17 protein-coding genes are annotated in these 18,386 nt (G+C 43.3%); 15 read left to right on the forward strand and 2 right to left on the reverse strand.

All coding sequences use genetic code 11. The features are described 5' to 3' along the window. Positions 1-49: 49 nt before the first annotated feature. The 11 genes from CGB83_RS17630 to CGB83_RS17680 all read left to right on the forward strand — a co-directional run bounded on the left by CGB83_RS17630 (position 50) and on the right by CGB83_RS17680 (position 12,969). Positions 50-2,107: a M13 family metallopeptidase gene (locus tag CGB83_RS17630; protein WP_100077004.1), complete on the forward strand. Its 2,058-nt coding sequence runs from the start codon at positions 50-52 to the stop codon at positions 2,105-2,107. 200 nt (positions 2,108-2,307) lie between these two features. Beyond that, entirely contained in the window at positions 2,308-4,404 is a 2,097-nt protein-coding gene (locus CGB83_RS17635; RefSeq protein ID WP_100077005.1) for a M13 family metallopeptidase, read from the forward strand. Positions 4,405-4,557: 153 nt separating this feature from the next. Next, entirely contained in the window at positions 4,558-5,106 is a 549-nt protein-coding gene (locus tag CGB83_RS17640; protein WP_100077006.1) for a type VI secretion system contractile sheath small subunit, read from the forward strand. Between the two features lie 18 nt (positions 5,107-5,124). Beyond that, the gene (locus tag CGB83_RS17645) at positions 5,125-6,489 is read left to right on the forward strand and encodes a DUF5458 family protein (RefSeq protein WP_100077007.1); all 1,365 of its coding nucleotides are present in this window, start codon (positions 5,125-5,127) and stop codon (positions 6,487-6,489) included. A gap of 56 nt (positions 6,490-6,545) precedes the next feature. After that, on the forward strand, positions 6,546-7,019 hold the full coding sequence (locus tag CGB83_RS17650) for a hypothetical protein (protein ID WP_228419985.1): 474 nt from the start codon (positions 6,546-6,548) through the stop codon (positions 7,017-7,019). 36 nt (positions 7,020-7,055) lie between these two features. Beyond that, positions 7,056-8,090 carry an A/G-specific adenine glycosylase gene (gene mutY, locus CGB83_RS17655; RefSeq protein WP_100077009.1) on the forward strand — a complete coding sequence of 345 codons (1,035 nt, stop codon included), beginning with the start codon at positions 7,056-7,058 and terminating at the stop codon, positions 8,088-8,090. A 44-nt stretch (positions 8,091-8,134) separates the two neighbouring features. Next, the gene (gene gldD, locus CGB83_RS17660; RefSeq protein ID WP_100077010.1) at positions 8,135-8,692 is read left to right on the forward strand and encodes a gliding motility lipoprotein GldD; all 558 of its coding nucleotides are present in this window, start codon (positions 8,135-8,137) and stop codon (positions 8,690-8,692) included. 28 nt (positions 8,693-8,720) lie between these two features. Then, complete coding sequence (locus CGB83_RS17665; RefSeq protein ID WP_100077011.1) at positions 8,721-9,644, forward strand: PfkB family carbohydrate kinase; 924 nt, start codon at positions 8,721-8,723, stop codon at positions 9,642-9,644. 85 nt (positions 9,645-9,729) lie between these two features. Further along, complete coding sequence (locus CGB83_RS17670; protein ID WP_100077012.1) at positions 9,730-11,097, forward strand: peptidylprolyl isomerase; 1,368 nt, start codon at positions 9,730-9,732, stop codon at positions 11,095-11,097. Positions 11,098-11,235: 138 nt separating this feature from the next. Then, positions 11,236-12,180, forward strand: a complete 945-nt coding sequence (locus CGB83_RS17675; protein WP_100077647.1) for an NAD(P)H-dependent flavin oxidoreductase — start codon at positions 11,236-11,238, stop codon at positions 12,178-12,180. Positions 12,181-12,189: 9 nt separating this feature from the next. Then, on the forward strand, positions 12,190-12,969 hold the full coding sequence (locus CGB83_RS17680) for an alpha/beta fold hydrolase (protein WP_100077013.1): 780 nt from the start codon (positions 12,190-12,192) through the stop codon (positions 12,967-12,969). A gap of 38 nt (positions 12,970-13,007) precedes the next feature. On the opposite strand, the gene CGB83_RS17685 is transcribed toward CGB83_RS17680, so the two are convergent. After that, positions 13,008-13,625, reverse strand: a complete 618-nt coding sequence (locus CGB83_RS17685) for an HD domain-containing protein (protein ID WP_100077014.1) — start codon at positions 13,623-13,625, stop codon at positions 13,008-13,010. A gap of 28 nt (positions 13,626-13,653) precedes the next feature. Continuing rightward, the gene (locus CGB83_RS17690) at positions 13,654-13,953 is read right to left on the reverse strand and encodes a rhodanese-like domain-containing protein (RefSeq protein ID WP_100077015.1); all 300 of its coding nucleotides are present in this window, start codon (positions 13,951-13,953) and stop codon (positions 13,654-13,656) included. 111 nt (positions 13,954-14,064) lie between these two features. Here CGB83_RS17690 and queG point away from each other — a divergent pair, with 111 nt between their 5' ends. From queG to CGB83_RS17710, 4 genes are all read left to right on the forward strand, one after another. Further along, positions 14,065-15,030 carry a tRNA epoxyqueuosine(34) reductase QueG gene (queG, locus tag CGB83_RS17695; RefSeq protein WP_100077016.1) on the forward strand — a complete coding sequence of 322 codons (966 nt, stop codon included), beginning with the start codon at positions 14,065-14,067 and terminating at the stop codon, positions 15,028-15,030. 223 nt (positions 15,031-15,253) lie between these two features. Further along, entirely contained in the window at positions 15,254-15,931 is a 678-nt protein-coding gene (locus tag CGB83_RS17700) for a TIGR02117 family protein (protein WP_100077017.1), read from the forward strand. 292 nt (positions 15,932-16,223) lie between these two features. Then, positions 16,224-16,916 carry a MarR family winged helix-turn-helix transcriptional regulator gene (locus CGB83_RS17705; RefSeq protein WP_228419987.1) on the forward strand — a complete coding sequence of 231 codons (693 nt, stop codon included), beginning with the start codon at positions 16,224-16,226 and terminating at the stop codon, positions 16,914-16,916. Continuing rightward, positions 16,913-18,385: a phytoene desaturase family protein gene (locus CGB83_RS17710; protein ID WP_100077018.1), complete on the forward strand. Its 1,473-nt coding sequence runs from the start codon at positions 16,913-16,915 to the stop codon at positions 18,383-18,385. Before CGB83_RS17705 ends, CGB83_RS17710 begins: the two co-directional genes overlap by 4 nt. Position 18,386: the final 1 nt, after the last annotated feature.

The following is an 18,386-nucleotide window of genomic DNA, read 5'->3' on the forward strand; positions in this document are numbered from 1 at the left end:
AACAAATCCAGAGAAAAATATACTTATTATAGAAATTAGTGTTATCATAATGAAAAAACTGACATTTTCTTTATTTTTATTAGCAGGAGTATCTTCACTGAACATAGTGACGGCTCAGTCTAAAACCAATACAGCAGCAATGAACCTTACGGATAAAGGATTAGACCTTAGCATGATGGATAAATCGGTGCGTCCGCAGGATGACTTTTACAATTACGTAAACGGAAGCTGGATGAAAACCGCTAAAATCCCTTCAGATAAACCTACCTGGGGAAGTTTCAATAAACTGGCAGATGATACGGACAACAATTCGATGACCATCCTCAGCTCCCTTCTGAAAGATAAATTCACAGACGGGACGGAAGGCAAGAAAATCCAGGACCTGTATGCTACGTACATGAACATGCAGAAAAGAAACGCAGACGGGATTAAGCCGATCCAGGCCAACCTGAATAAGATCGATGCCATTAAAAACCTTCAGGACCTTCAGAACTACCTGATCTCTGTAACCAAAGACGGAGAAAACATTTTTTACGGATGGGGCGTAGGAGCAGACCTGAAAGATTCCAATATGAATGTGGTATATCTTGGTGATGCTTCTCTGGGATTAGGAAGAGACTACTACCAGAAAGTCAATGAAAAAAATACTGAGGCATTAGCAGAATACACCAAGTATGTAGCTTCTATGCTGAAAGAACTGGGATATAAAAATGCTGACGCAGCAGCCAAAGGCATTGTTGACTACGAAAAAAGCATCGCCCAGACCTACCTGACCAATGAGCAGAGCCGTGACAACACCCTTCAGTACAATCCTGAAACCATGGCGCAGCTTTCATCACTGGTTAAAAATGTAGACATTCCGGGATACCTTAAAAAAGTAGGGGTAAATACCGATAAAGTAATTATTGGCGAGCTGGGTTACTATAAAAATCTGGATAAGTTCATCAATGCACAGAACCTTCCTGTCATTAAAGATTACCTGAAATTCCACATGATCCACGGAAGCGCTTCTTACCTGAGCGAAAAGATCGGTGATATGAGGTTTGCTTTCTATGGCAAATATCTGAGAGGCCAGCAGGAGCAAAGGGCGCTCAACAAGAGAGGATATGAACTGATCAACGGAAGCCTGGGTGAAGCCTTCGGTAAGCTGTATGTTGAAAAATACTTCCCTGCAGAAGCCAAGGCTCAGATGGTTGAACTGATCGACTACCTGAAGAAAAGTTTCGCAGTACATATCAATAACCTGGCATGGATGTCTTCGGTAACGAAAGAAAAAGCGATGCAGAAGCTGAACAAGTTCACGGTAAAAGTAGCTTATCCGGACAAATGGAAAGATTACTCCAAGCTGAATATCATTCCGGAATCCAAAGGAGGAAGCTTATATGGCAACCTTCAGAATATTGCAGAATGGCAGTACAATAAAGACCTTGCAAAAATCGGGAAACCGGTAGATAAAACTGAGTGGGGAATGACGCCGCAGACGGTGAATGCCTATTACAATCCGGTCAACAACGAGATTGTATTCCCTGCAGCCATCCTTCAGCCGCCGTTCTTCAATCCTAAAGCAGATGCTGCCGTGAACTTCGGTGGAATCGGAGCGGTAATCGGTCACGAAATGAGCCACGGATTCGATGATTCAGGGGCGCAGTTTGATGCAGACGGGAACCTGGTAGACTGGTGGACACCTGAAGATAAAGCCAATTTTGAAAAGGCAACCAAAGCACTGGCTGCACAGTATGATAAATATGAGCCGGTAAAAGGAACTATGGTAAACGGAACTTTTACCAACGGGGAAAACATCGCAGATTTAGGTGGAGTGAACATTGCTTATGATGCTTTACAGATGTATCTTAAAGATCACGGAAATCCAGGCCCGATCAGCGGTTATACCCAGGATCAGAGATTCTTCCTGAGCTGGGCTACCGTATGGAGAACGTTATCCAGCGAAAAATATATGATCAATCAGGTGAAGACCGATCCGCACTCACCAGGGTATTTCAGGAGCTTCGGTCCGTTAACCAATGTTGACGCGTTCTACAAAGCTTTCGATGTTAAACCTGGAGACAAGCTTTACAAAGCGCCGCAGGACAGGATTAAAATCTGGTAACCATCATCAGTATAAATTAGCCGCTCAGCAATGGGCGGTTTTTTTATGTCCTTTTGTTTCAGAAGAAATATTCGGAATATATTTCTTAAAATAAAACACTATGTAAAATAAAATACACTTTATCTGAGAATTCATAACGGATTATTATTCAGCAAAATTTGTATATTTGATACGTTGTGTAAATAAAAATAATTTTTTTAATGAAAAAACTGAATATCGGAATACTTGCCCTTTGCGGTATTGTATTCTTAAACTCATGTGGCACGAAGGCAACTGCTGACAAATCTCAGCAGTCCGGAGCCATAGCAGTGGTTGCAGAACCGGTGAAGGAGGAAGCAAAAGAAGAGGGGATCAACTTATCCTATATGGATAAAAGCGTGCGTCCGCAGGATGATTTTTTTAATTATGTGAACGGGAATTGGGTGAAAACCACTCAGATTCCATCTGATAAAGCGAGTTGGGGCTCTTTCAATGCATTGAGGGAAAATGTGGATGATAACTCTCTGGATATCCTGAATAAAATCCTTTCTGAAAGCTATTCAGACGGATCTGAAGGAAAAAAAATCCAGAACCTGTATGCATCCTTCATGGATGTCGATAAGAGAAATGCAGAAGGCCTGGCTCCCATCAAAGGCGATCTTGCGAAAATCGATGCCATTAAAAACCTGAATGACCTTCAGAAATACCTTCTTGATGCCACAAAAGTAGGGGATAATTCATTCTACGGATGGAGAGTAGGCGCAGATATGAAGAATTCCAAAATGAATGCGGTATACCTGGGCGGTCCTGACCTTGGGCTCGGAAGGGATTATTACCAGAAAGTAAATGAAGCCAATACCAAAACGCTTGCGGAATACCAGAATTATGTAAGCAAGCTCTTCGGGGTCTTGGGCTACAAGAACTCACCTCAGGCTGCACAGAATGTGGTTGATTTTGAAAAGCAGCTGGCCAACTACCTTTTAACGCTTGAGCAGAACAGGGATGCCAATCTGAGGTACAATCCTAAAAACGTGTCTGAGCTCTCAGGGCTGGTTAAAAACATCAATCTGGCCAAATACCTTAAAGATGCAGGCGTAAATACCGATAGGGTCATTGTCGGGGAACTGAAATACTACCAGAATATGGACCAGTTCCTGAGCCAGAAGAACCTTCCGCTGGTAAAGGATTACCTGAAATACCACCTGATCAACGGCAATGCAAGCAACCTTGATAACAATCTGGAGCAGATCAGGTTTGATTTCTATTCCAAATACCTTCAGGGACAGAAAGAACAGAGGCCGATGAACAAAAGAGGTTTATCACTTGTTAACGGCGTATTGGGGGAAGCTTTCGGGAAGCTGTACGTGGAAAAGTACTTCACTCCTGAAGCGAAGGCACAGATGGAAACGTATATCGATTACATCCTGAAATCTTTCAAACAGCACATCAACGATATGGACTGGATGTCGCCTGAAACCAAAGTCAAGGCTCAGGAAAAGTTATCCAAATTCACTGTGAAAATCGCTTATCCGGACAAATGGAAAGACTATTCCGAGCTAAAAGTGGATGCCCCTAAACAGGGTGCAACGCTTTATTCCAACCTGCAGAATGTAGCAGCATGGCAATACCAGAGAAGCCTGGATAAAGTAGGGAAGCCGGTGGATAAAACCGAGTGGGGAATGACTCCTCAGACCGTGAATGCGTACTACAGCGGATCCAATAATGAGATTGTATTCCCTGCCGCCATTCTTCAGCCGCCGTTCTATAACCCTAAAGCCGATGCTGCCGTGAATTTCGGAGGAATCGGTGCTGTAATCGGGCATGAAATTTCCCATGGGTTTGACGACAGCGGTTCCAGGTTTGACGGGGACGGAAACCTCAATAACTGGTGGACCGATGCAGACCGTAAGAACTTTGATGCCAAAGTAGGCCAGCTGGCTGCCCAGTACAGCCAGTACGAGCCGGTAAAAGGAAGCTTTGTTAACGGTAAATTTACCAGCGGGGAAAATATCGGTGACCTGGGAGGTGTGGCTGTAGCGTATGATGCGTTGCAGATGTACCTGAAAGACCACGGAAATCCCGGCCTGATCAGCGGATTCAATCAGGACCAGCGGTTTTTCATGAGCTGGGCAACTGTGTGGAGAACCAAGTCCACAGACCAGTATATGGTGAACCAGGTAAAGACGGACCCGCATTCTCCTGGTGTTTTCAGGGCTTACGGACCATTGGTGAACCAGGATTCGTTCATTAAGGCATTCGACATCAAGCCGGGAGACAAAATGTACAAAGCTCCTGAGGAAAGAATAAAAATCTGGTAGGAAACTGCCCGGAAGAATTAACACAGAAACGCATCACACTGATGCGTTTTTTTTATTAATTTTTCATAGTTTAGTGATCCTGTAAAGACCTAGGAAGGTTAACAGGCATTAATTATCAGTCATATTCAATAAAAACCTTTCACAAAATTTTGTATGTTACAGTTTTTTTTTAAATTTAAACATTGGATTGGTCAGTTATTTGATTCAGATAAAGCCGGTCTACACCAAAATAAGAAATCTCAAAATAACAATAATATGGCAATGTTTAATTACGGCGTTGGCGGAAACGAGGTCAAAGTAGATGCTAACGAAGCTATTCAGCAAATACAGGAGAACAAAACGATGATTGTAAGCCAGCTTACAACAGAAGAATCCTACACTCCTGAAATCGTAACAGGGTTAAAGACCGTGGAAGACGTCTTCAGACACTTTCAGCCTACCGTGGCCGTGCAGCACGAAACGGCAGATGGCAATGTGGTGGAAGAGGAATTCCGTTTTCAGAACCTTGGTGACTTCACTCCCAAAAACCTTACCCAGAAATCAGAGTACCTTCAGCAGCTGAACATGGAAAAGGAGCAGTACAACAAAATTGTGCGCCAGCTTAAAACGAATAAAATCCTTCGTAATATGCTGGAGAATGAGCAGACCCGGGCTGCTTTCGTAGAAGTACTGAAAGAAGTGGCACAAGAACTTGAAAAATAACCTAAAGACAACACAATCATGGATAGTAAATTACAGGCAGCCGAAAGCCAGCAACAGGGCCAACAGCAGCAGCACTCAGGCCAGCAGAAAGGAAACGCGCTTGCGGAACTCAATAAAATAGGCGGATTCGGATTCGTAGAATCTGTAGTGGACGGCATCGCCAACATGAATCCTACCAGGAAGGCCAGAAAAGAAATATTCCTTAACGACAGCAATAAAGCAGACGAAAGAAAGGAGCTGCTTCAGAAAATAAACCTGTGGGTAAGCCTTCTGGAAGGCAATGAATCAGCCGACGCTATGGCTGAAACCTGCAAAAACAAAGCTCATCAGGCAGACCAGAGCCTTAAAAGCAATCTTAAAAATACGCTGGATGCAGTCCGTATGCTGGAAACCAACTACAGGACCGTAGCCCAGTTCTATAAAAATACCGAACTTGATAAAGTAGATAATGTAAGCATCGTTAATGCGAGCATCGATCAGGTTTCTGACCTGGACAACCCGATCTTTATTGATGCCATCGGCGAAGAATTCAAAAATTACTATGATCGTCTGGATCTGAGGGACAATTATTCCATTCTGGCGATCCCTGGCTATCTGGGATCTAACAAAGTCGTTGAGAAATGGGCCAAGATCTGTAACGAGAATAAGGTAATGATGGTGACGGATTTTGCCAACCTTGATAAACCGGATGATGTGGTAGACCTTTTCCATTCGGCTAACCTTACCGGGGGAGAACTGCACAGAAGTAATGTCATCATGACGTGCAACTGGCTCGTAGGCCGCGGAAAGGCAGAAGAAGTGGGAGAGGAGGAAAACGTAGAGCTTCCGCCATCTACTTCCCTTGCAGGAAAAATCCATAAGACCCTGATGTCACAGGTGGCTGCAGGTAAAAAACACGGGAACATCAACGAAGTGGATGCCGTAAAATTTGAGCTGAAGAAAAGCGAAATTTCCCAGCTGGAGAAAATGGGCTTGGTACCGATGGTTAATGAATACGGTAAAATCATGGCATTCTCTGCCAAAACCCTGTTCACGGGAGATAATATCGGGCTTCAGACCTATTCTGTGGTTCGTGTATTCGACTATGTAACCAAAGTACTCCTTGATTTCCTGAACAGGAGAGCCTTTGAAAACTGGAATGCCAGGAACGAGGATGACCTGAGAAGACAGATCGTAACCTTCCTTGACGGGATCAAAGGGCCGGATAAACTGATTGAAAAATTCAAGATCGTGCGTTTCGAGCAGGATAAGGTCAATAAAGACAGAGTATGGCTGGACATCCGTTTAACCCCTTATTTCCCTACCAAAAGTTTCGTTATTAAACTTGACGGACATAAAGGAGATGACGGTAACGAATGGGATGCAGAATACACACAGGATTAACTTACTGATATATACAATTAAAACCGATGCGTGCGTGTCGGTTTTTTCTATCTCATATGAAAATCAGCATCAACAACACGATATTCAGGAATATCCTGCCGGTAGTTATCGCTCTCTTATGCATAGGGTGTGAAAAGGAATACCGCAGGCCGGACCATTACAAAGTAGATCTTTTTGCAGATGAAAGGCAGCAGGGGAAAGCTTATGTCATGAACAGGAATGAATGTTTTGATACCAGCGATATGGTCATCAGTGCATCCGATGTAAAGCTTACAGACAGTTCAAAGGGCAGGGGGAAACCTGTCTATATTTATAAACTGAATAATGGCGAACTCCTCAAAACCACCCGGGATTCTGTTGTGGAGTATCCTTTGCAGTTTCTTTCTCCTCAAAAGCTGAAGCTCAGAAAAGATTCTGTCTATATTTATCTTAAAAAACTGGAAGGCTACAGGTTCCTTGCCAAAGAAAAAGACCTTAAATACCAGTGGCTGAAAGGCGCCCCGGTGTATCCCGTTCAGAAAGATAAATAGCGTATCTTTGTATCTTAATTTAGATTACTTCAGCTGTTGGAACATCAAAACAGAACTTCACAATTTCTTCACATAGGAAACAGGCTGCTCGGCTGGTACCAAAAAAATGCGAGAGACCTTCCTTTCAGACAAACCAAAGACCCTTATAAAATCTGGATCTGCGAAATCGTTTTCCAGCAGACCAGGATCAGCCAGGGCCTGAACCATTACAACAATTTCATCAGCCGTTTTCCGGATGTACAAACCCTTGCAGCGGCAGATGAGAATGAAGTCATGCTCTACTGGAAAGGCCTGGGGTATTATTCACGGGCGATCAACATCCATAAGGCGGCACAGCAGATCATGCATGATTATCAGGGTGTTTTTCCCTCAGAATATGAGGAAATCCTGAAGCTTAAAGGCGTGGGTAAATATACGGCTGCCGCAGTTTCCAGCATTTGCTTTGATGGTAAAATGCCGGCTGTTGACGGAAACTTTTACCGTGTTCTGAGCCGGCTTTTCGCAGATGATTATGATATTTCAGGTTCCGGTGCCTTCGCCTATTTCTCAGAACTGTCAAAGCTTATCATGCCCGATGATGTAGGGGATTTCAACCAGGCGATGATGGATCTGGGTTCGGAAATATGCAAGCCTAAGAATCCGTTGTGCCACAGCTGTCCGGTTAATGATGACTGTCTGGCATATTCACTCGGCAAAGTATCCGCATTTCCTGTAAAGACCAAAAAAGTAAAAACGGAAAACCTTCAGCTCAGGTATTATTTTGTTCACCGGAACGGGCAGTTTCTCATTCAGCAGCGTAAAGATGATTTCATCTGGAAAAAACTCTTCGAATTCCCTCCGGAGATTCCCGAAGAGCTGGAAACCTATATCGTAGGACTACAGGTCATCGGCCATAAGCTTACCCATAAAAACCTGTGCATAGAGATCTATGAAGTTGAAATGACTTCAGATGAAGTATGGGATCAATTAATTGCTGAAAACGGGTATCTTGTCACCGATAAGGAAGCTTCCCATGAAAAATCATTTCCCAAACCTCTTGAAACCTATATTCAAAAGTGGCTGAGAGCCTGAAATTTGTCTTCTTAAATCTGAAATCTAATTTGTACTTTTGCAAAATGATTAAAAATATCATTTTAATTTTCGTTTCGGCACTTCTGATATCCTGCGGGAAAGATCCGGTCCCTAAGCCCAGCGGCGAACTGCGCCTGGAATATCCGGCCGCGACATACCGGAAATTTGAAAATAACTGTGCCTATACTTTTGAATATTCTGATTTTGCCAGGATTACGGATGCCAAAAGGCCTTGCTGGTATTACCTGAATTATCCTAAAATGAAAGCGAAAATATTCGTGACCTATTATCCGATCAAAAATGATTTTGCAGATCATATCCGTGAGGCGGAGAAAATGGTGTACGAACACACTGTTAAAGCGAGTTCCATTGATACGAAATCCTTCGAATATCCCGAAAGAAAAGTATACGGGAATTTTTACGAACTGAAAGGGCAGACTGCCTCCAATCTTCAGTTTTATGTGACGGACAGCACCAGGCATTTCGTCACTGCATACCTTTATTTCAATTCCAGGCCGAAGCCGGACTCTCTGGCGCCTGCAGTGGACTATATCAAAAAAGATATGAAGCACCTGCTGGATACCTTTGAATGGAAAAACTGATTTACTTTTAATAATACTTTAAAAAAATATGAAACTTTTAGTTGTAGGAAGTGTTGCATTTGATGCAATCGAAACGCCATTTGGGAAAACCGATAAGATTTTAGGAGGTGCCGCCACATATATCGGTATCACTTCATCCATTTTAGGGGTAAAATCCGGAATCGTTTCTGTAGTAGGAGGAGATTTTCCGCAGGAATACCTGGATATGTTTACCGGAAGGGATATCAATATTGAGGGAATCGAAATCGTAAAAGAAGGTAAGACATTCTTCTGGGCAGGAAAATACCACAACGACCTGAATACAAGAGATACACTGGCTACCGAAGTGAATGTACTGGAAAATTTTGATCCCAAGATCCCTGATTCCATGCAGGATTCGGAAATCCTTCTGTTAGGGAACCTTCATCCCGGCGTACAGCTTTCCGTACTGGAAAAAATGAATCAGCGCCCTAAGCTGGTGATCCTGGATACCATGAATTTCTGGATGGATTCCGCTTGGGATATTTTAATGGAGATGATTGCCAAAACCGATGTGATCACCATTAATGATGAAGAGGCAAGGCAGCTTTCCGGAGAGTATTCGCTGGTAAAAGCCGCGAAGAAAATCCATGAGATGGGTCCTGAATATGTGATCATTAAAAAAGGCGAACACGGGGCATTGCTATTCCACGACCATAAGGTATTTGCAATCCCTGCACTGCCGCTGGAAGAGGTTTTCGATCCTACCGGGGCCGGAGATACTTTCGCCGGAGGTTTTGCGGCTTACCTGGCTAAAAAAGGCAAGGTGGATTTCGAAACCATGAAATCTGCCTTAATCGTAGGATCTGCCATGGCATCCTATACGGTGGAAAAATTCGGAACCGAACGCATCCAGGAGGTAAGTGAAGCTGATATGTTCACCCGGTTGAGACAGTTTAAGGAGCTGACAACCTTCGATATCGAACTTCAGTAAATTGCTCTTTTAAGAAATATTTATAATAAAAAATGAAGTGTAATTCGCTAAGAATTCTAAATTTGCAACTTGTTAAAATTATACAATGATAAATAGACTAAAAGTTACTTTCCTGTTCGGGATGTTCATGATGCTGTTTTCAGCGTCAATGCATGCACAGCTGAAGCAGGGAGAGCTTGTGGATGGTATTGCAGCGGTAATAGGGAATGAGATCGTCCTGGAATCTGACGTTAATGAGCAGATGAATTACGCCAAGCAGCAGGGGGCCTCCAATATAGATAAGTGCGAATTCCTGGAAAACCTCCTGAATAATAAGCTTATGGTTTATGAGGCTAAAAAGGATACCCTGATTGAAAACCGTTCTGCGGCGATTAAAGAGCAGGCCAATGCCAAATACAGCCAGATGCTCGCTCAGTTCCCGGATGAAAAAGCAATGCTTGCCGCCTACAAATTCAGGAACGCCTATGAAATGAAAAATGCGATCGAAAAGATCGATACCGATACCTATTACGGACAGGCCAAATACCAGAGGATCACAGACAAGGCAGACGTAACCCCGAATGAGGTAACAGATTTTTACAATATGTACAAATCGCAGCTGCCTGAAATCAAGGATGAAGTTTCATTAGGACAGATCATGATGTTCCCGAAGCTTACCGAAGCCCATAAGCAGGAACTGATTGATAAACTTAAGAAAATCAAGCAGGACATCCTTGGAGGAGAGACCTTTGAGAGTCAGGCCAGGATCTACTCGGAAGATCCGGGATCCGCATCTAACGGAGGGCTGATGAAGAATATTTCAAAGGGACAGATGGTGAAGCCTTTTGAGGCGGCAGCACTGAACCTTCAGGAAGGTGAAATTTCTGATCCTGTGGAATCGGAATTCGGGTACCATATCATTCAGCTGGTTAAAAAATCAGGAAAAATCTATGATGCAAGGCATATCCTTCTGCTGGCTACGCCAACCGATGAAGAAGTCGCTACAGCGAAAAAGAAGCTTGACAGCATCAGGACACTGGTGTTAGACGGTAAAATGACCTTTAAGGATGCCGCATTCAGGTTCTCTGATGATAAAAGGACCAAGTTCAATGCAGGACTGATTCCCGGAGCAGACGGTTCCAGCAAAATAGAAAAGGAAACGATCCCGGGAACCATCAGCTACGAGCTTGCCGGATTGAACAAAAATGACATTACCACAGCATTTGAGGATATTGACGAAAGAAAAAGGAAAGTGGTGAAGATCGTTAAGGTCGAAGACATGATCCCAGCCCACCAGATTACCCTGGAAACCGATTATGACCGGATCAAGCAGATGGCGCTTAACAAGAAGAAAAGTGAAATGGTTGAGAAGTATGTCAACAAACAGCTTCCAACTACCTTTATCTCCATCGACGGGCGCTACGACACCTGCAACTTCAAAGGAGACTGGAAAAAAGAATCCATCAAAAAATAACAGTACAAAACCTTCAGGTTTCCTGGAGGTTTTTTTATGCCTAAAATTCAGATCGTATTTCCTGAAAACTTCTGTTTTTAGTATTTTTACGTCATGAGTAATTTTATAGATTTCAATTCAGCTAAAAAACTTCACGATATGCAGCAGGACCGCAACAGGATTACCGCACTTTTCAACATACAGTATCCCATCATACAGGCAGGAATGATCTGGCATTCCGGCTGGAAACTGGCATCAGCCGTATCCAATTGCGGAGGACTGGGCCTCATTGGCGCAGGAAGCATGTATCCGGATATCTTACGGGAGAATATTCAGAAGTGCAGGCAGGCTACCGACAAGCCTTTCGGGGTGAATGTACCCATGCTGTATCCGAACCTTGATGAAGTGATCAGCATCATTCTGGAAGAGGGCGTGAAAATCGTCTTTACTTCTGCCGGAAACCCGAAGACCTATACGGAGACTCTTCAGAAAGAAGGACTCAAAGTAGCGCATGTGGTTTCTTCCACAAAGTTTGCCGTTAAATGTGAAGATGCCGGAGTGGATGCCATTGTAGCGGAAGGCTTTGAAGCGGGCGGCCATAACGGAAGAGATGAAACGACTACCTTCTGCCTGATCCCCAATGTGAAGAAACATATATCAAAACCTCTGATCGCCGCAGGCGGAATTGCTTTGGGAGCACAGATGAAAGCAGCTATGATCCTCGGAGCCGACGGCGTGCAGATCGGGTCCCGTTTTGCCGCTACTATTGAAGCCAGTGCCCATGAAAACTGGAAAAAGAAAATTACCGAGCTGCAGGAAGGGGATACCCATCTCACCCTGAAAGAACTCGCGCCGGTAAGGATGGTCAAAAATAAATTCTTTAATGAGCTGGAAGGTATTTATACCACCGGAAGAAATACCGAAGCTTTAATTACAGCTTTAGGCCGTGCCAGAGCCAAACGTGGAATGTTTGAAGGCGATATGGAGGAAGGTGAACTTGAAATCGGGCAGGTTTCCGCCCTGATTGATGAGGTACTTCCTGTAGAAACCGTTTTCAATAACCTGCTGAAGGAGTTTGACGAAGCCAGGATGCCGTCTTTTTAAAGAACTTGTATGACTGATAAACTCGTTACTGTCGACGGTAAGACACTGTATACGGAATATACTTCTGCTTTTGAAGGAAGGCCTGTGCTGGTTTTCCTGCATGACTCGCTAGGTTCTGCTCAGCTGTGGAGGGACTTTCCTGAACGGTTGTCTCAGGCTGCGGAATGCAATGTTTTGCTGTATGATCGCCTGGGATATGGAAAGTCTTATCCGATGGAGGATCATTACCGTACCAATGACTATATGGAGCTGGAAGCAGATCTTCTGAACAGCCTCCTGGAAAAACTGGGAATTTCCGATGCCATCCTTTTCGGGCACAGTGATGGCGGAACCATTGCATTGATTGCCGCGGCAAAGTACCCTGAAAGAATAAAAGCCGTTATCTGTGAAGCCGGGCATATTTTTGTAGAAAATATTACGGTACAGGGCGTACAGGACGCTTTACAGGCTTACCGCACATCCGATCTGCCTGTACGGCTCCGTAAATACCATGGGGATAAAGTGGACATGCTGGTCAGGGCCTGGACGGAAATCTGGCTGAGCGAAAGGTTCCGCAGCTGGACTATCGAATATCTGCTTCAGGATATTACCTGTCCTTTACTCTTTATCCAGGGAGAAGCTGATGAATACGGCACATTGGATCAGGTAGAAAAGACCGTTACTCAGGTAAGCGGAACCGCGGAAAAATATATTATTCCGGATACAGGACACAGTCCTCATAAAGAAGTTCCTGAGAGAGTAATCAGCAGGGCGGCAGAATTTATACAAAGGATTTCAGGGAATACTTAGAAATGCTTTCCAGACTTGTTGTCAGGATCTAAGGTATCTCAGAGTGCTTCCCATTCTTTTCTGATATTCTCCCTGGCCTGGTGTTCATATTTCCGGATAAATTCGTCGGTCTTAAAAATACGATCCATGTCCAGGAAATGGCGGAGTACCTTTTTCCTGCCCGGCCGGTACAGAAAATCAGGATAGATAGAATATTCTTTCCTGATTCTTTCGGTATATTCTTGATAAACAGCTGATTCTTTGCCCAGAACAGACAGGTCGGCGTCGAGAAGATAATTCGTATCCGTGCTATCAGAACATTCGTGCAGCTGTGTGGCGATGATCTGTTCTGTAATCTGCCGGAGAGATGCCGGGCTTAGCTGTAGCTGTCGGAGTCTCTTTTCTGCGAGGGCTGCGCTTTTCTTTTCGTTGGATTTCGAGGAAGCATCATAGACTGCATCATGGTAAAATACTGAGAATGAAATCAGATCAAAATTCTGGATGCTTGCGTTCACGGCATCCAGTTCCCGGAACATATGCTCCAGGTGCTCAAGCGTGTGGTAATGCCTGCTCTTTTCTGTGTACAGATTTTCAATTTCAAGCCAAAGGTCAACGGTCAGCGTATGGTCAGCACTGAATGCGGAACAGGTTTTACGGAATCTTTCCTGTAAAGTCATAGGGCTGTTTTTAAATAAAAAAGGAACCTTAAAAAGTTCCTTTATTAGCATCAATAGCGGATTTCAGCTCTGCCCAGCCACCGCCGTTATATCCTTCTTTAAGACCCTGGCTATTCAGGTATTCCAATGCTTTTCCGCTTCTGTTTCCGCTTCTGCAGAAAATAATCACAGGCTTTTCAAGAGAAAGGATTTCATCCTGTCTGTCTTCCACTTCACCCAGCGGGATGTTTTTAGCACCGTCTATATTTCCGTCCATTTCGAGCTCCATCGGCTCACGGACATCGATTAATTCATAATTTCCTGATTGTAATACTTCTGCTAACGACATAATTCTTGTAAATTTTAGGGTTAAAATGATAGAGTAAAGGCAGATGAAATGATTCACGTGCCCAAACCCTAACAAATTTATAAAATAATCTTAGTTTTGCAAGGTGAAATTATGAATTCAAATGCCGAAAAATATTCCCAGCTGATTAAATCCAAAGCCAAAAGCTTCGGATTCCAGAACTGTGGGATTTCGGCAGCGGACTTCCTGGAAGAAGATGCGCGCCCGCTGGAAGCCTGGCTGAAGAATAATTTCCATGGCGAGATGAAGTATATGGAGAACCATTTTGACAAAAGGCTGGACCCGAGGCTTTTGGTGGAAGGTTCGAAATCTGTCATTTCTCTTTCCTACAACTATTTCCCTGAAGAGAAAATTTCCCCTCTGGAGAATTTTAAAATTTCCAAATATGCGTATGCCGAAGATTACCATGAAGTGATCAAGGAGATCCTTCGAGAAATGGTTGCACAGCTCCAGGAAGAAATCGGAGATTTCGGGTTTAGGGTCTTTGTAGATTCTGCTCCTGTCATGGAGCGGAGCTGGGCACGGAAATCCGGTATCGGCTGGGTGGGCAAGAATGCCAATCTGATTACCAGGCAGAGCGGCTCCTTTTATTTCCTGGCGGAAATCATCTGCGATCTTGAGCTGGTACCGGACCATGCTACCACAGATCACTGCGGAACCTGCCGCAAATGTATGGATGCGTGTCCTACACAGGCCATTGTTTCTGAAAAAATTGTGGATGGCAGCAAATGCATATCGTATGCAACCATAGAATTAAGGGATGAAATTCCTGTTCATTTCAAAGATAAAATGGACGACTGGATGTTCGGATGTGATATCTGCCAGGACGTATGCCCGTGGAATAGATTCGCGGCACCTAACCTTCAGACCAGGTTTAGGCCTAATGAAGCCCTGAAAAGCTTCAGGAAGGGTGAATGGAAAGAACTCACCCAGGAGCTTTTCTCAGAAATATTCAGGAAGTCTCCGGTTAAGAGAACCAAATTTGCAGGACTGAAACGCAATATAGAATTCCTGGAAGAGTCTTCCGGAACTGAGAGAGCCCGCATGCCCTTAAAATAAAAATGATTTTCAGCAGACCGGTTGGTCACGCAGAAAATCAGCGTTTTTTCTGGATTCTTTTGGGAGCTATCTTTACTCTTAAGGTGAATCGCTTCTGTGACTTGGATTTTTTGTGCATATTATTTCATATTTGATACTTAAATTTAGCTATTTTTCCGATTAAAACAAATAGTTTTGCAAAAAAATGAATATTAAATTTTATTGAACCCATTGTAACATAAATATGAAAAAAGTGTTGATACTCATCCTTAAAATTTTAGCGGGCATTATCGGGATTGTAGTCCTGTATGTCATCCTGGCCCTTTCCCTTCCGTATATAGAAGTCCGTGCAAAAGATGATGGCAATCCGAAAGAGGTGCCGGTATATATCTATACCAATGGAGTGCACACAGACATTGTAATGCCGGTGAAAAATGAATGGCAGGACTGGAGTGCAGTTATTCCCTACAGCAATACAAAATCAAAAAAAGGCGATTACAGTTACATTGGTATCGGTTGGGGAGACAAAGGTTTTTACCTGGATACCCCTACCTGGGCAGACCTGAAATTTTCAACAGCTTTTAAAGCAGCCTTCTGGCTGAGCGAATCTGCCATGCACTGTACCTACTACCGGAGCATAAAAGAGGGTGCCGACTGTAAAAAAATCATGATCAGCAAAGAACAGTATAAAGCGCTTGTGCGTTTTGTAGAAGATAAATTTGACAGGGATACAAACGGAAACTTTATGTATGTTCCCACCAATGCAGTCTATGGGGATACGGATGCCTTTTATGATGCCAAAGGAACGTACAGCTTTGCCTATACCTGCAATACCTGGACTAATAATGCACTGAAAGCAGCCGGTCAGAAAGCAGCGTTATGGACAGCTTCCGATTTCGGGATATTTCAGCATTATAAATAACATCTCATATATTAAATTATAAAGCCATTCTTTATGAATGGTTTTTTTATGATGGTATGGTATATTTGACATTTGTAAGGCAACTTTCCAAATGAGATGAATATAATTTCACAACATCCCGAATTATGCGAGGGTTGGCAGATAAATTGTATTCTTACACAACACAGAACTTCACTGATGAAAATTATACATGGACAGATTGATCTTATCTGAAGTTTTTGTTTTAAAAATTTGTTTATAAATATACTTTATTTTAATTTTAATGTATATTTGTATACTAAATGTTCGTAGCATGAATATAGACACTTCAATTTTAAAAGATACATTCCTTCTCCTTGAACAGTTTCATACTGATAATTCAACCGGGCAGTATACTTCCGACATTGAAGGTTTTAAAAACTGGATTGCTGCTTTGAAATCTACGGAAAATAAAGCCGGTATTCATATCATTGAGGCAGAATGGGAAGGTAAATCCGAAGGAAGAACAGCAGAGAGTGTTATCAGTACATTGCTGGTTCATCTGAACAGGTACGCTAAGGCATACTCGAGATCTGCTATTGCAGGTTCAGGCTTTGCCACCCAGGAAGACTTTATATTTCTGATTAATCTTAAAGCTTTCGGAGCGATGACTAAAATGGAGCTGATTAAAAAGAATGTGCATGAAAAACCTGCCGGGATTTTAATCATCAACAGGCTTATCAAGCAGGGTTGGGCAGAACAGACTGATTCCGAGACAGACCGCAGGACAAAAGTAATCAGGATAACGGAGCAGGGTAAGGAAGCCTTGGAAAACCAGATGCAGAAAATCCGGAAAGCTACCCATATTGTTGCCGGTAACCTGAATCAAAAAGAGAAACTGGAGCTGATCCGGCTACTTGACAAGCTGGATAAGTTCCATAATCCTATTTATAATCAGAACATAGATCCCGCAAACCTTATTGACACCGTATACAGGGAATATCCCTTTGAAAAAAATACTATATGAAAAAGAAAATAGCCATCATAGGTTCTGGATTTTCAGGATTGTCTGCTGCATCCTATGCTGCAAAAGAGGGACATGACGTTCATGTCTTTGAAAAAAACAGCAGCGCCGGAGGCAGGGCAAGACAGTTCAGGACTGATCATGGCTATGTATTCGATATGGGACCGAGCTGGTACTGGATGCCGGATATTATCGAATCTTTTTTCGGGGATTTCGGAAGGCAATCATCGGATTTCTATACACTGGTTCCTCTGAATCCACAGTTTGAAATGGTCTTTTCAGACGGAACTATGAATGTTCCGCAAAATTACACTGAAATGAAAGACCTGTTTGAAAAAACAGAACCTGGGGCAGGAAAAAAGCTGGATGAATTCATGAGTGATGCGCAGTATAAATATGAAGTCGGGATGAAAGACTTTGTTAATAAGCCCTGTTATTCATGGTTTGAATTCATGTCTCCTAAAATCGCCAAAAGTGCACTGAAGCTGGATCTTTTGACCAACTTCCACCGCTTCGTAAGAAAATATTTTACCCATCCGAAGCTTATTATGCTGATGGAATTCCCGGTGATTTTCCTGGGTGCTGCACCTAAAGACATTCCGGCGTTGTACAGTTTGATGAACTATGGGGGGTATAAATTGGGTACTTGGTATCCGATGGGCGGTTTTTCCAAAGTGATAGATGCCATGAAAGAAGTTGCGGAAGAGCAGGGTGTCCATTTTCATTTTAACAGTGCTGTTGAGCGTTTCAGCATCCATAACGGAAAAGTAACGGCTTTGGCAACTGAAAGCGGTGATGCTGAATTTGATACCGTTATCGCCTCTTCAGATTACCATCATACCGAGCAGGTCCTGCTTCCCGAAGAATTCCGGAATTACACGGAAGAATACTGGAAGAAGCGTACATTCGCGCCTTCATGCCTTATTTATTATCTCGGAATCAGGGAAAAGATCGAAGGCCTGAAACACCATACCCTCTTCTTTGAAAATGACCTTGATCTTCATACCCATGAGATCTATACGGATAAAAAATGGCCAGCAGCACCTCTGTTCTATGCCTGTTGCCCATCCAAAACCGACCCGGATGTAGCACCGGAAGGATGTGAGAATGTTTTCCTGCTGATGCCTGTGGCAACCGGGATAGAAGACAATGAAGACATCAGGGAACGATATTTCCACGAAATGATCGGCAGGCTTGAAAAGCATACCGGCGCTGAAAACCTTCTTTCTAAAATAGAGTACAAGAAAAGCTACTGCATCCGCGATTTTAAAGAAGATTACAATGCCTACGAGGGTAATGCCTATGGACTGGCCAATACCTTATCACAGACTGCTGTACTGAAACCCTCGCTCAGAAATAAAAAGTTAAAGAACCTTTTCTATACAGGGCAGCTTACTGTACCGGGACCCGGAGTGCCACCATCCATTATCTCCGGTAAGATTGCTGCAAGAGAAGCCACCAAAATAAATTGAT

This window comes from Chryseobacterium camelliae (assembly GCF_002770595.1).
In the GTDB taxonomy this organism is placed as follows: Bacteria; Bacteroidota; Bacteroidia; order Flavobacteriales; family Weeksellaceae; genus Chryseobacterium; species Chryseobacterium camelliae.